Origin of the sequence: Stenotrophomonas rhizophila (assembly GCF_000661955.1) — a bacterium.
Classification (GTDB): Bacteria; Pseudomonadota; Gammaproteobacteria; order Xanthomonadales; family Xanthomonadaceae; genus Stenotrophomonas; species Stenotrophomonas rhizophila.
On record NZ_CP007597.1, the window covers coordinates 138,547 to 151,852 of the forward strand.

Here is a 13,306-nt window from a genome sequence, read left to right on the forward strand (position 1 = left end):
GGCGCGCGCTAAGATGCGCGCGCCGCCCTGAGGCGCGAGGCCGCATGACCCTGGATTTCCCCACCGTCGCCGTGCTCGGCTACCTGCTGTGCCTGGGCATCGCGCTGGGCTTCTCACTGCTGTTGTTGGTCCTGCGCGGGCAACCGGCGCTGCGGCTGTGGACGGCCAGCCTGTGGCTGCTGGCGCTCAGCCTGACCTCGGTGGCGCTGCGCGCCCAGCTGCCCGTCGTGCCTTTGGTGATCTTCGGCAACGCCGTACTGGCGCTGTCGGCGGTGCTGATGCTGTACGGCGTGGCGCGCCACCTGCAGCGACGGCTGCCGGCCTGGCAGCCGGCCCTGCTGGCCGGGGCATACGTGGCCGGCATCGTGGTGTTCGTGGTGCCGTTCCCGAACCTGGCGGTCCGGCTCAACGTGGCCAGCCTGTTCGCGGTGCTGATCAACAGCTGGATGGCCTGGATGCTGGTGCGCCATGCACCGCCCGAGCAGCGCACCAGCTGCCGGCTGGCCGCGGCCATCTTCGCGGCCGAAGCGGGGGTGTACGTGGTGCGGCTGTGGCTGCCGGTGGCGCCCGATGCCGGACAGGACATCTTCCGGGCCGGCGCGCCGATGTTCGCCACCTACCTCGCGGGCATTTTCCTGGAACTGGCCCGCTGCTTCGCGCTGGTCCTGCTGCTGGTGGAGAAGATGCTGGTCGACCTGCGCCGCGTGGCACGCACCGACGGGCTCACCGGCCTGCTCAACCGCGGCGCGGTGCTGGCCGATGGCCAGGCGTGCCTGCAGCAGTGCCAGCGGCAGCAGCAACCGCTGGCCCTGCTGCTGCTGGACGTGGACCACTTCAAGCAGGTCAACGACCGCTGGGGGCATATCGCGGGCGACCAGGTGCTGCACCACTTCGCCTCGGTCGTGGCCAACTGCCTGGCCAGCCAGCAGCCGCTGCTGGGCCGCTACGGCGGCGAGGAGTTCGTGGTGCTGCTGCCGGGTGCCGACCATGCCCGTGCCCTCCAACACGCCGCCTACATTCGCGCGCAGCTGCAGGCGCACCCCGCCTACGTGGGCGACATGCCGGTCACGGTCACCACCAGCATCGGGTTGGCGGTCGGCACCGGCGCGCACGACCTGGCGGCCTTGCTGGCCGCCGCCGACCGGGCGCTCTACCAGGCCAAGGCCGACGGCCGCGATCGCACTGTCAGTGCGGTGCCACTGCCTGCCTGAGCCTGGCCGGCGCACGCCGCCCGTGCCACCGGTACCGCGCTGGTCACATCCAGCGCGCCCCTTCGTCATGGCATGCTGAGACCCTTCAATCCAGGATGCGATCGAACATGCGAGTTTCCTGCCGTCCCTTGGCGACCGGTGCAGCCTTGCTGCTGCTGGCCGCCTGCCAGGCCACACCGGAGGCCACCCCGGAAGCCGCGCAACGTCAATACGGACACCTGACGTTCAAGCCGTGCACGCTGACCAGCACCCAGGCCAGCGACAACGTGGAAGCGCAATGCGCCACCCTGCAGGTGGCCGAGAACCCGGCCGCGCCGGACGGCCGCAAGATCGGGTTGAACATTGCCTGGCTGGATACCAGCAACGAAGGCGAGGGCAAGGGCGACCCGGTGTTCTTCCTGGCCGGTGGACCGGGCCAGGCAGCGACCGAAGTGGCTGCGGTGATCAACGTGGCGTTGCGCGAAGTGCGCAAGCAGCGCGACATCATCCTGGTCGACCAGCGCGGCACCGGCAAATCCAACCCGCTCACCTGCGTGGGGGCCGACGGCAAGGAAATGGCGCTGGACGACACCATCGCCCCGACCACCCAGGCCATTGCCGACTTCGCCGCGCAGTGCGCCACGTCGCTGGCCAGCCGCGCCGACACCCGCTTCTACACCACCACCCAGGCCATCGCCGACATCGACACCGTGCGTGCGGCGCTGGGCGTGGACAAGATCAACCTGATCGGCGGGTCCTACGGCACCCGCGTGGCCCAGCAGTACGCCGCGCACTACCCGCAGCACACCCGTGCGGTGGTGATCGACGGGGTGGCCCCGAACGACGTGGTAGTTGGCGGTGATTTCGCCAACACCTTTGAAGCCGCCATCGACCTGCAGGCGGCGCAGTGCAGGAAGGATGCCGCCTGCGCCAAGCGCTTCCCGGTCGATACGCGCACCCAGCTGAAGAACGTCATGGACGCGCTGGCCAAAGCCCCGGTCGAGGTCGAGTACCGCGACCCGGGGACCGCCGAAACCAAGCGCGATGTGTTGACGTCCGATTCGGTCACCGGCCTGGCCTTCATGTTCTCCTACATGCCCGAGTTGTCCTCGCTGCTGCCGGTGGTGCTGGATGAAGCCGCGCATGGCCGCTACGCCCCGCTGATGTCGCTGAGCAGGATGGCCAGCCGCTCGCTGGGCGTGCAGATGAACCGTGGCATGCAGTGGTCGGTGATCTGCGCCGAGGATGCCGACCGCTACCAGGAGCCGGCCACAAGCGATCGCCTGCTCGGTCCGGAAGTGGCGCGCATGTTCTTCGCCGCCTGCCCGGGCTGGAAGGTGGGCACGCGCCCGAAGGATTTCACCGCGCCGCTGACGAGCGACCTGCCGGTGCTGCTGCTGTCGGGCCAGTTCGATCCGGTCACCCCGCCGCGCTACGCCGAGCAGGTGCTCAAGACGCTGCCCAACGGCCGCCACCTGATCGCCAAGGGCCAGGGCCACGGCACCCTCAACGCCGGTTGCATGCCGCGCCTGCTGGGCCAGTTCATGGACAAGGCAGATGCCAAATCGCTTGACGCCACCTGCCTGGACTCGCTGAGCCCGGTGCCGGCCTTCACCTCGTTCAACGGATGGGAACCATGATCGTCGCCGAGAACCTGCACAAAGCCTTCAAGACCAAGACCGGCCTGATCAAGGCGGTGGAGAACGTCGGCTTCCAGGCCGAGGACGGCCAGATCACCGGCCTGCTCGGCCCCAACGGCGCCGGCAAGACCACCACCATGCGCATGCTGTACACGCTGATGACGCCCGACCAGGGCCGCGTGCTGGTGGATGGCATCGACGCGTCCGCCGACGCGGTCGCGGTGCGCCGCCGGCTGGGCGTGCTGCCCGACGCGCGTGGTGTGTACAAGCGCCTGACCGCCCGCGAGAACATCGCCTACTTCGGGCAACTGCACGGCATGAGCGCCGCGCAGATCCGCGCGCGCACCCAGGTGCTGTCCAAGGCACTGGACATGGACGACATCCTGGACCGCCAGACCGACGGTTTCTCGCAGGGCCAGCGCACCAAGACCGCCATCGCCCGCGCGCTGGTGCACGATCCGCGCAACGTGATCCTGGATGAACCCACCAACGGCCTGGACGTGATGACCACGCGCGCGCTGCGCGGCTTCCTGCGCGGCCTGCGCGACGAGGGCCGCTGCGTGATCTTCTCCAGCCACATCATGCAGGAGGTGGCCGCGCTGTGCGATCGCATCGTGATCATCGCCCACGGCACGGTCATGGCGGCCGGCAGCGCCGATGAGCTGCGTGCACAGACCGGGGAAGACAACCTGGAAGATGCCTTCGTCAAGGTGATCGGTTCGGAAGAAGGATTGCACGCATGAGTTCGTTGAGCACGTTGTTGACCGTGATGCGCAAGGAACTGCGCGATCTTTCCCGCGACCGCCGCACCCTCGCCCTTACCTTGCTGCTGGGCCCGCTGCTGTATCCCATCCTGATCCTGGGCATGGGCAAGCTGGCCGAAAGCCGGGTCAAGACCCAGATCGACAAACCGCTGGACATCGCCACCATCGGCCGCGAGAACGCCCCCAACCTGGTGCGCTTCCTGGCCGCGCAGGGGCTCAACGCGGTCGATGCGCCCAAGGATCTGACCGCGGCCATCCGTGACCAGCAGATCGACGTCGCGCTGCGGATCAGCCCGGACTTCGGCAAGGACTGGGCCGAAGGCCGCCCGGCGCTGGTGGAGATCGTCAAGGACAGCACCCGCCGCGCCGCCGACATCCCCAGCATGCGCCTGCAGACCGCGCTGGCCGGCTACAACCAGCAGGTGGGCGCGTTGCGCCTGCTTGCCCGTGGCGTGGATGCCCAGGTCGCGCGGCCACTGGATCTGGCCACCCAGGACCTGGCCACTGCCGAAGCCAAGCGCGGCCAGGTGCTGTCGTTCCTGCTGCCGGTGCTGCTGACCATCACCTCGTTCCTGGGCGGTGCCTACCTGGTGATGGACACCACCGCCGGTGAGCGCGAGCGCCAGTCGCTGGAACCGCTGCTGGCCACCCCGGCCTCCCGCAGCGCGATTGTCAGTGGCAAGATCGTCGCCGCCTGCGTGGTGGGCATGGCGTCGCTGCTGCTCACCTTGCTCGCGTTCAAACTGAGTGCGCAGCTCTCCAGCAGCGGGGCGGGGCGACAGCTCAACATGGGCTTCCTGCCGATGCTGCAGATGCTGCTGATCATGCTGCCGATGCTGTTCATCGGCACCTCGCTGCTGACGTTCCTGTCGGCCGCGGCCAAGAGCATGAAGGAAGCCCAGAGCCACATGACCTGGCTGATGCTGCTGCCGATGCTGCCCGGCTACGCGTTGATGGTGTACCCGCTGAAGAGCGAGCTGTGGCAGTTCGCGGTGCCGTTCCTGGCGCAGAACCAGATGCTGCTGAAGATCATCCGCCACGAAGCGATCAGCATGCAGATGTGGGCCGTCTATCTGGCCGCCGGCTTCGGCCTTGCCGCGGTGCTGTGGTATGCGGCGGTGCGCCGTTACCACCAGGAGCGGTTGGCCATTTCGGGCTGAGCACACCGGGGCGATGGCGAGTGCGCCATCGCCCCGTCGGCCGCTCTCATCCGCGTGCATCCCGCGCATACCGCGCCGGTGTATCGCCCAGTTCGCGTTTGAATACCGCGATGAACGCGCTGGTGGTCTCATACCCCAGCGCCAACGCGGTACGCGTGACCGTGTCACCTGCCGCCAGCCGGGGCAGCGCATGCAGCACCCGCAGCCGTTGCCGCCAGCGCGACAGCCCCATACCGGTTTCGCGCTGCCATTGGCGGGTGAGCGTGCGGCTGGACAGGCCGGCGAACGCTGCCCAGTGCTCGACGCTGCGGTTGTCCTCGGGGTGGGCGGCGAACGCGCTGGCCACGCGTCGCAACCGTCGATCCTGCGGATGTGCCAGGGCCAACGGCAACGCCGGGTGGGTGGCGATCTCATCCACGATCACCCCTGCCAGGCGTCGCTGTGCAGCATCCAACGGACCGGGCGGCCACTGCTGCGCGCGCTGGATGGCGGCCTGCAGCAGCGGCCCCGGTGCCAGGATCCGGGGCTGGTCGGGCAGCAGCGCGCTGGCGGCTGCGTTGAAGTACAGGCTCCACCCCTCAAAGCCCTGTGGCGCCAGCAACGCGTGCGGCAGGTCAGGCGGAATCCAGGCCAGGTGGCCGGCCGGCAACAGCCAGTGCGTGGCCCCCACGTCGATCTGCATCAGGCCGCTGTCGGCGCCCAGCAGTTGCCCACGCGCATGCTGGTGGCGCGGTGTGCGCCGTGGACCGGCCCGGCCGCCACGCCGGACCGTGTGGGCAGCGAACAGAAGCGGGCCCGCGGGCGCATCGGCCAGCGCCGGGTCGAGCAGGGCGGGATGTGTCGGATCTGCCATATCAGGTGGCAGTTATACGACAGAACCGCCGTTGCGGTCCTTGGATACTGGCATTCCCCCCCTTGGAGCGTGCCCCGATGCGACCTGAAGACCTGCTGCCGGATGACCACAACCATGTGCAACGCGCCGGCATCACCGTGCGCAAGGGAAGCGTCGGCGCGTTCCTGGCCAATGCGACGATCCTCCTCGATGCCGATCAGGACCCCGCGGCGCGCAACGCCGCCGAGCGCGACCTGCTGGCGCTGCTGCCCGGCCTGCACGCCCTCGGCCTGTTCGACGTGCTGGTGCCGAAAGATGCAGCGCTGCGACAGCTGGTGGAACAGCACCGGTGACGGCGCTACCTGCGCGGCGCGCCGGTCATGCGCAGCGTGTCATCGCGCACTGACCTTTCGCAGCGCTGTGGAGCGTTGGATGTTCGTGGCACGGATAGGCATGTCATATGGAAGCTCGCGAGTCATCCACAAATCGAAATAGAAAAACTGTGAAGCCCGCGACGCATACTGAGCGGGGTAGCGGGAATGATCCTCGGAGCCTTGACAATCACGGAAGGAATAAGCGACTTCTCTCTGGATAAAGTCTATGGTGGCCTGATGATTTTCAGCGGACTCGCAACTGCTTTCGCGGCGCTCATGATGCTCTTTGGCTGGGCGGTGCCGGTTGCAATAGCTCTGATGCTCATTGCTGCAACGGTGACCATTGTCGTGGCGTGGTTCAAGCCGGATGAAATTGAGCGCTGGCTCGATAAGGCGCTCCACTTCGGCTCGAACAATAAAGGCGCGTTCACCCACCTGAGCCTACAGATGGCGGAACTTGAGAAGCTGAGGAGACAGTGAGTGCTCACAGGCTGGTATCCGCATTTCAGCCTTCACAAAGGCCTCTGTCCGCAGGAGGTTCACGGAAAGCTTGATATTGAAAACCCAGGGACATTCATCCCGGATGACGCACTTGGCTTGATTGCGTGCAACTCGACATATATCGAGTTCGTAAACAGAACCTTCAAGGTGAAAGGTATGGCCGCGACCTTGATGTCGGTGTGTTTCATGGTCGCCGCAATTTCCGTAGGTATCTGGACAGTCCATGCGCTTTTGAGATCGTTGGCAGATGATCATGTGCTAACGGCGCTGATGGTCGTGCTGATCACTACGTGTTCATGCGGGCCATGCGCGTTCTTGTGGTTCATTCATTTGCGCAAAGACCTCTTCCAGTACACGCACTATCCCGTCCGCTTCAACCGCATCACCCGCAAGATCTACTTCTTCCGTCACAACGGCCCGGGCGGCGTCGTGGTCGTGCCATGGGGGTCGTCCTTCGCCTTCTTCCACATCGGCCGTGGCGGCCAGGACCCCAATCTGCGCGACCTTCGCTGCCACCTGCTTGATCGCAACCGTCAAGTGCAGCAGACCTTCACCATCGGCCACTTCTGGGATCACGACCAGGACATCCGGGAAGAATGGGCGTTGATCTGTCGCTACATGCAGGAGGGTCCGGAGACGTGCTTCGACGACCCGCTGGATCGCGTCATCACGCTGTCCACCCGGCCCACCTTGCGCAACCACTGGATGCTGGTGTGCCTGATGATGGGCACCGCGCTCTTCCCGCTGCGCTACACGTTGATGTTGCCGGTCTACGGCGCGTTAACGCTCAGCCGTTGGCTGACCTTCAAGACCTGCAAGGCCCCAGTCTTCTCGCCGGAGATCGAAGCCGAATGCGCTATTGCGCCCCACGATCCCTACGCGCTGCCGGAACCCCGATTCATGGCCGAGTTCGCCAGTGATCCTGCCATCTACGCACGGGCACGCCAGCGCCACCTGGATCGCCAACTCTGGCGGTAGAAGCCCACCCGCAAAAAACAAAAAAGGCCCGGATCGCTCCGGGCCTTTCTGCAAGTCACTATCGAAACCGATCAGCCGCCCGGCGCGAACGCCAGCGTGCGCCGGGTGGTCACTGGGGCGCCCACCGGTTCGAACTTCCAACGCTTGACCGCGTTGAGCGCCTCGCGATCGAACACGCGCGACGGCGTGGCGCGCAGCACGCGGGCGTTGGTGACCGAGCCGTCGGTGCCGACAGTGATTTCCACCAGCACTTCGCCGGAGGTACCCGAACGCAGTGCTTCGGCCGGGTAGCGCGGGGCCGGGGTGCTGACCGGACGCAGGCTCGGTGCCGCTGCCGCCGGGGTGGCGGCCTGACGGGCCGCGGCGGCCTGCTGGGCGGCGGCGGTCTGCTGGCGCTGCTCGGCCTCGCGGCGGGCGCTGGCCTGGCGCTCGGCATCCTGGCGTTCGCCGTCGCGGCGCGCGGCATCCTGCTGGGCGGCAATGGTGCGGGCCGCTTCGGCTTCGACCGCCTGCTGCTGGGCCAGGCGCTGCTGGTCGGCCAGCTGCTTGGTGCGGTTCTCGGCGTCCTTCTTGACCTTGTCGGTCTCTTCCTGGGTGCGCTTGAGGGCGGTCTGCATGCCGCCGCTGATGCCCTGCTTCAGGCGCGGCAGGGCCGGTGCGGTGGCGTCCACCTTCTCGATCAGCGCGACCAGCCGCTGCGACTCGGCGAAGTCCTCACGGCCCAGGCTCTGTTCGGCGGCGATCAGGGTGTAGGGCAGCAGGTCGGTGAGCGCGCTCTTGACCGAGGCGTCATCCGGGGTCTTGTCGCGCAGCGCCAGGTAGTACTCGATGGCGTTGTCGCCGGCCGGGGCGTACATGCGGTTCTCGCGCAGGGCCTTGCTGGCCAGGTCGCGCAGTTCCTCGGTGCCCATCGACTGCACCTTGGCCGACACGGCAGGTGCTGCAACCGGTGCGGCAGCGGGGGCAGCGGCGGGCGCGGCCGGCGCCGGTTCGTCCTTGCCTGAACAGGCAGCCAGAGCGACCAGAAGGGCCAGCGGCGCCAGCCGGCGCAGCGTGGCAATCGTGTTGACGTGCGACATCCAACTCCCCTTTGAATACGACGGTACGTAAGGCCCGATGCGGTCAGGCTGGCCGAGGCCGATGGACGTTTCCCGGCGTCCACGGCGGTACTGCAGGTGTGCAATCTAGCATCACCCCGGCCAGCCAGGGGCCGGACGGCGAGGGCAGGCCGGCATCGTGACCGATGCCGGCGCCGCCCGGCAAGTGTCAGTGCGCCGACGCCTTGCTGGGCGTGCCGCTCATCAGCTTGTCGGTGTAGGCGATGCCGATGGCCGACAGGATGAAGGCGCAATGGATGATGGTCTGCCACATCACGCCGGTGGAGGTCATGGTGGTGCACTTGAACGCGGCTTCGGCGCTCGGGCCAATCGTCTTGATCGCGGTCTGCACGGCCAGGATGTAATCGGGACTGCTGCACAACGGCAGACCGTCCAGGTTGCCGGAGGCGATGAAGGTCTTGAGCAGGTGGATCGAGGAGATGCCGATGATCGACAGCGCCAGTTTCACCTTGAGCACGCTGGCATTGACATGGCTGAGCCACTCCGGCTGGTCGGGGTGGTTCTCCAGGCGCAGGCGCGAGACGAAGGTTTCGTAGCCGCCCACGATCACCATCACCAGCAGGTTGGAGATCATTACCACGTCGATCAGGCCCAGCACCAGCAGCATGATTTCCTGTTCGCCCATGGCATTGGCCTGGTGCAGCAGGTGCCACAGCTCCTTGCCGAACAGGAACACGTAGACGCATTGGGCCAGGATCAGGCCCAGGTACAGCGGCAGCTGGAGCCAGCGCGAGGCGAAGATCAGGGAGGACAGGGGGCTGATGGGCCGGGGAGTGGGGCTCATGCTGGAATGCTGCGTTGCGGGAGACGCGGCAGGGTAACGGGTCCGCCGTGACCCTGCCACCCAACTGACGCACTAGACTCGGTGTTCCTCATCCGCGAGTGCTGTCGCCATGATCGATCTGTATTACTGGCCCACCCCCAATGGCCACAAAGTCACGCTGCTGCTGGAAGAGCTGGGCCTGCCGTACCAGATCAAGCCGGTCAACATCGGCGCCGGCGACCAGTTCAAGCCGGAATTCCTGGCCATCTCGCCCAACAACAAGATGCCCGCGCTGGTCGACCACCAGCCTGCCGATGGCGGCGCGCCGCAGAGCGTGTTCGAATCCGGTGAGATCCTGCTGTACCTGGCCGAGAAGACCGGTCGCTTCCTGCCGGCCGACAGCCGTGGCCGCGTGGCGGTGCTGGAGTGGCTGTTCTGGCAGATGGCCGGGCTGGGCCCGATGAGCGGGCAGATGGGCCATTTCAATGTGTACGCGCCCGAGCAGATTCCCTATGCCATCGAGCGCTACAACAATGAAGTGCGCCGCCTGCACGGGGTGATGGACAAGCGCCTGGCCAACAGTGCGTACCTGGGGGGCGAGGCGTACAGCATTGCCGACATGGCCAGCTACCCGTGGATTGGCGCATACGACAAGCTGCCCGTGGACTTTGCCGCCTTCCCGCACCTCAAGCGCTGGCATGAGGCGATTGCGGCCCGGCCGGCCACCCAGCGCGCCTATGCGCTGCGCCAGCAGGTGAACCCCGATGCCGGCAAGCCGCTCAGCGACGCCGAGCGCAAGCACCTGTTCGGCCAGCGCTGACAAACCCCGTAGCGCCGGGCTCCGCCCGGCTGCGCCTTGCCGCCGAAGCCCAAGGCAGCGGGGCAGAGCCCCGCTCTACGCAGGGGCGCGGTTCGGTCCGTAGAGCCGGGCTCTGCCCGGCTGCGCCTTGCCGCCGAGCCCAGGGCAGCGGGGCAGAGCCCCGCTCTACGTGGGGGCGCTTCGGTCCGTAGCGCCGGGCTCTGCCCGGCTGCGCCCTGCCGCCAGAGCCCAGGCCGCCGGGCTCCGGCCGCGCCCGGGTAGAAGGTCATGCTGCCTTCCCGCACTGCCTTGGTTAGGATGGGGGCTGACCGCCCCATGCCTTCCTTGGCAACGGGCGGACCTGTCGCTTGCCGGAACCCTTCATGCGCCACCTGTTTGCCTCGCTCGCCCTCATGCTCGCTTCGACCACCATGGCCCACGCTGAAAAACTCACCCTGGAGGCCATCACCGGTCCGCTGCCGTTGTCCGGTCCGACCCTGATGAAACCCAAGGTGGCCCCGGATGGCTCGCAGGTGAGTTTCCTGCGCGGCAAGCAGGAAGACCGCAACCAGCTGGACCTGTGGAGCTTCGATATCGCCAGCGGCCAGACCCGGCTGCTGGTGGACTCCAAGGTGGTGCTGCCCGGCACCGAAACCCTCAGCGATGAAGAGAAGGCCCGCCGCGAGCGCCAGCGCATCGCCGCGATGACCGGCATTGTCGATTACCAATGGTCGCCCGACGCCCACACCCTGCTGTTCCCGCTGGGCGGCGAGCTGTACCTGTATGACCTGTCCAAGCAAGGCACGGCCGCGGTGCGCCAGCTCACCCACGGGGAGGGCTTTGCCACCGACGCCAAGCTGTCGCCGAAGGGCGGCTTTGTCAGCTTCGTGCGCGCGCGCAACCTGTGGGTCATCGACCTGGCCAGCGGCCGCCAGATCCAGCTGACCCGCGATGGCAGCGACACCATCGGCAACGGCGTGGCCGAGTTCGTCGCCGACGAAGAGATGGACCGCCACACCGGTTACTGGTGGGCCCCGGACGACTCGGCGATCGCGTTTGCGCGTATCGACGAACGCCCGGTGCCGGTGCAGAAGCGCTACGAAATGTACGCCGACCGTACCGAAATGATCGAACAGCGCTACCCCGCTGCCGGCGACCACAACGTCACCGTGACGCTGGCCGTGATTGCCCCCAAGGCCGATGCCGCACCGCGCTGGGTCAACCTGGGGGCCGACCCGGACATCTATCTGGCGCGCGTGGACTGGCGCGATCCGCAACGGCTGACCTTCCAGCGCCAGTCGCGCGATCAGAAGCACCTGGCGCTGGTCCAGGTCGACCTGGCCAGCGGCAAGCAGCACACGCTGGTCACCGAAACCTCCACGACCTGGGTGCCGCTGCACAACAGCCTGCGTTTCCTCACCCAGGGCGGCTTTGTGTGGTCGTCCGAGCGCAGCGGTTTCGAGCATCTCTACCGCATCTCCGATGACGGCAAGACCGTTACCGCGCTGACCGCCGGCAACTGGCCGGTGGACGAACTGCTGGCGGTGGACGAAGCGGCCGGCAAGGTCTACTTCCGGGCTGGTGTGGAGTCGCCGCGCGAGAGCCAGATCTATGCGGTGTCGCTGCAGGGTGGCACGCCGCAGCGTCTGTCCCAGGCACCGGGCATGCACAGCGCCAGCTTCGCGCGCAATGCCAGCGTGTACGTGGACAGCTGGTCCAACACCACCACCCCGCCGCAGATTTCGCTGCACCGCGCCGATGGCACGAAGATCGCCACGCTGGTGGAGAACAACCTGGCCGATCCGCAGCACCCGTATGCGCGTTACCTGGAGGCCCAGCGCCCGGTCGAGTTCGGCACCCTGAAGGCCGCCGACAACCGCACCGAACTGCACTACAGCCTGATCAAGCCGGCCGGTTTCGACCCGGCCAAGCGCTATCCGGTGGCGGTGTACGTGTACGGCGGGCCGGCCAGCCAGACCGTCACCAACAGCTGGCCTGGCCGCGGCGACCACCTGTTCAACCAGTACCTGGCCCAGCAGGGCTACGTGGTGTTCTCGCTGGACAACCGCGGCACCCCGCGTCGCGGTCGCGACTTCGGCGGCGCGTTGTACGGCGTGCAGGGCACGGTGGAAGTGGCCGACCAGCTGCGCGGCGTGGCCTGGCTGAAGCAGCAGCCGTGGGTGGACCCGGCGCGCATCGGCGTGCAGGGCTGGTCCAACGGCGGCTACATGACCCTGATGCTGCTGGCCAAGGCGTCGGACACCTACGCCTGCGGCGTGGCCGGCGCGCCGGTCACCGATTGGGGCCTGTACGACAGCCACTACACCGAGCGCTACATGAACCTGCCGGGCAACAACCCGAAGGGCTATGAAGAGGCACGCGTGCTGACCCACATCGACGGCCTGCGCTCGCGCCTGCTGCTGATCCACGGCATGGCCGACGACAACGTGCTGTTCACCAACTCCACCGCGCTGATGAGTGCGTTGCAGAAGCGTGGGCAGCCGTTCGAACTGATGACCTACCCGGGCGCCAAGCACGGTCTGTCGGGCAGCAACGCGCTGCACCGCTACCGCCTGGCCGAGGACTTCCTGGGGCGCTGCCTGGCACCGTAACTCTTGCGGTACACCGCATCACCGGCATAACAAGGAGGACGCCGATGAACCAGCCACCCCCGCTTCCCGGGGCGCGCCGTGCCGGCACCGGATGGTGGCGCCGACACTGGCGCTGGGCCATGCCGTTGGCCGTACTGTCGGCCAGCGCGGCGGCGGCGGCCGTGGTGTGGCTGGCGGTCACCCAATGGGCGCACTGGAGCCGCAGCAGCGAGCCCTACCAGGAAGCCATGCGCCGCGCGCGCTGCAGCGTGGAACTGGTAGCGGTACTGGGTGAGCCCATCGAAGACGGGTTCCTACCCGCCGGCAGCATGCGTTCGGCGCCCGGTGGCGGTGGCCACAGCCAGTTCCTGGTGCACTTGAATGGTCCGCGCGGCCACGCGCGGATGTTCCTGCAGGCCACGCGCCAGCAGGGGGAATGGGACTACCCGATGCTGTACGTGCTGGCCGGGCAGTCCGAGCCGATCGACCTGACCGCACTGGACGACGCCGAGGCCGCGCAGGAATGTGCGCTGCGCGACTGCCGCGCGCGCGGCGACTGCCCCCTCACGGCGATGCTGTGAGTGCAGCGCCTGCTG

General features: G+C 67.4%; 13 protein-coding genes. 10 read left to right on the plus strand and 3 right to left on the minus strand.

From position 1 onward, the window contains the following. The first annotated feature begins 44 nt into the window (after positions 1–44). From DX03_RS00580 to DX03_RS00595, 4 genes are all read left to right on the plus strand, one after another. Positions 45–1,211 (plus strand): GGDEF domain-containing protein, encoded by a 1,167-nt coding sequence (locus tag DX03_RS00580; RefSeq protein WP_038685606.1) that lies wholly within the window; start codon positions 45–47, stop codon positions 1,209–1,211. A gap of 107 nt (positions 1,212–1,318) precedes the next feature. Continuing rightward, positions 1,319–2,830: an alpha/beta hydrolase gene (locus DX03_RS00585; RefSeq protein WP_038685608.1), complete on the plus strand. Its 1,512-nt coding sequence runs from the start codon at positions 1,319–1,321 to the stop codon at positions 2,828–2,830. Continuing rightward, positions 2,827–3,573 (plus strand): ABC transporter ATP-binding protein, encoded by a 747-nt coding sequence (locus tag DX03_RS00590; protein ID WP_038685610.1) that lies wholly within the window; start codon positions 2,827–2,829, stop codon positions 3,571–3,573. Before DX03_RS00585 ends, DX03_RS00590 begins: the two co-directional genes overlap by 4 nt. Then, positions 3,570–4,754 carry an ABC transporter permease gene (locus DX03_RS00595; protein WP_038685612.1) on the plus strand — a complete coding sequence of 395 codons (1,185 nt, stop codon included), beginning with the start codon at positions 3,570–3,572 and terminating at the stop codon, positions 4,752–4,754. Before DX03_RS00590 ends, DX03_RS00595 begins: the two co-directional genes overlap by 4 nt. A 46-nt stretch (positions 4,755–4,800) precedes the next feature. Here the strand turns inward: DX03_RS00595 and DX03_RS00600 are convergent, their stop codons facing one another. After that, positions 4,801–5,607 (minus strand): AraC family transcriptional regulator, encoded by an 807-nt coding sequence (locus tag DX03_RS00600; RefSeq protein WP_038685613.1) that lies wholly within the window; start codon positions 5,605–5,607, stop codon positions 4,801–4,803. 77 nt (positions 5,608–5,684) lie between these two features. Between DX03_RS00600 and DX03_RS00605 the strand changes: the two genes are divergently transcribed. From DX03_RS00605 to DX03_RS20990, 3 genes are all read left to right on the plus strand, one after another. Beyond that, positions 5,685–5,939 carry a hypothetical protein gene (locus DX03_RS00605; protein ID WP_038685615.1) on the plus strand — a complete coding sequence of 85 codons (255 nt, stop codon included), beginning with the start codon at positions 5,685–5,687 and terminating at the stop codon, positions 5,937–5,939. Positions 5,940–6,125: 186 nt separating this feature from the next. Further along, on the plus strand, positions 6,126–6,440 hold the full coding sequence (locus DX03_RS00610) for a hypothetical protein (RefSeq protein ID WP_038685618.1): 315 nt from the start codon (positions 6,126–6,128) through the stop codon (positions 6,438–6,440). Further along, positions 6,441–7,439 (plus strand): DUF6708 domain-containing protein, encoded by a 999-nt coding sequence (locus DX03_RS20990; protein WP_185753419.1) that lies wholly within the window; start codon positions 6,441–6,443, stop codon positions 7,437–7,439. A 71-nt stretch (positions 7,440–7,510) separates the two neighbouring features. Here the strand turns inward: DX03_RS20990 and DX03_RS00620 are convergent, their stop codons facing one another. Both DX03_RS00620 and DX03_RS00625 read right to left on the minus strand, forming a co-directional pair. Beyond that, entirely contained in the window at positions 7,511–8,518 is a 1,008-nt protein-coding gene (locus tag DX03_RS00620) for an energy transducer TonB (protein ID WP_038685620.1), read from the minus strand. A gap of 187 nt (positions 8,519–8,705) precedes the next feature. Continuing rightward, complete coding sequence (locus DX03_RS00625; protein WP_038685622.1) at positions 8,706–9,341, minus strand: TIGR00645 family protein; 636 nt, start codon at positions 9,339–9,341, stop codon at positions 8,706–8,708. Positions 9,342–9,450: 109 nt separating this feature from the next. On the opposite strand from DX03_RS00625, the gene DX03_RS00630 reads away from it, so the two are divergent. The 3 genes from DX03_RS00630 (at position 9,451) to DX03_RS00640 (ending at position 13,291) form a co-directional block, all read left to right on the plus strand. After that, the gene (locus tag DX03_RS00630; RefSeq protein ID WP_038685624.1) at positions 9,451–10,140 is read left to right on the plus strand and encodes a glutathione S-transferase N-terminal domain-containing protein; all 690 of its coding nucleotides are present in this window, start codon (positions 9,451–9,453) and stop codon (positions 10,138–10,140) included. 362 nt (positions 10,141–10,502) lie between these two features. Continuing rightward, on the plus strand, positions 10,503–12,731 hold the full coding sequence (locus tag DX03_RS00635) for a S9 family peptidase (protein ID WP_038691665.1): 2,229 nt from the start codon (positions 10,503–10,505) through the stop codon (positions 12,729–12,731). 119 nt (positions 12,732–12,850) lie between these two features. Beyond that, a complete protein-coding gene (locus DX03_RS00640; protein ID WP_244880158.1) occupies positions 12,851–13,291 on the plus strand; it encodes a cytochrome c oxidase assembly factor Coa1 family protein in 441 nt (146 codons plus the stop codon). Positions 13,292–13,306: the final 15 nt, after the last annotated feature.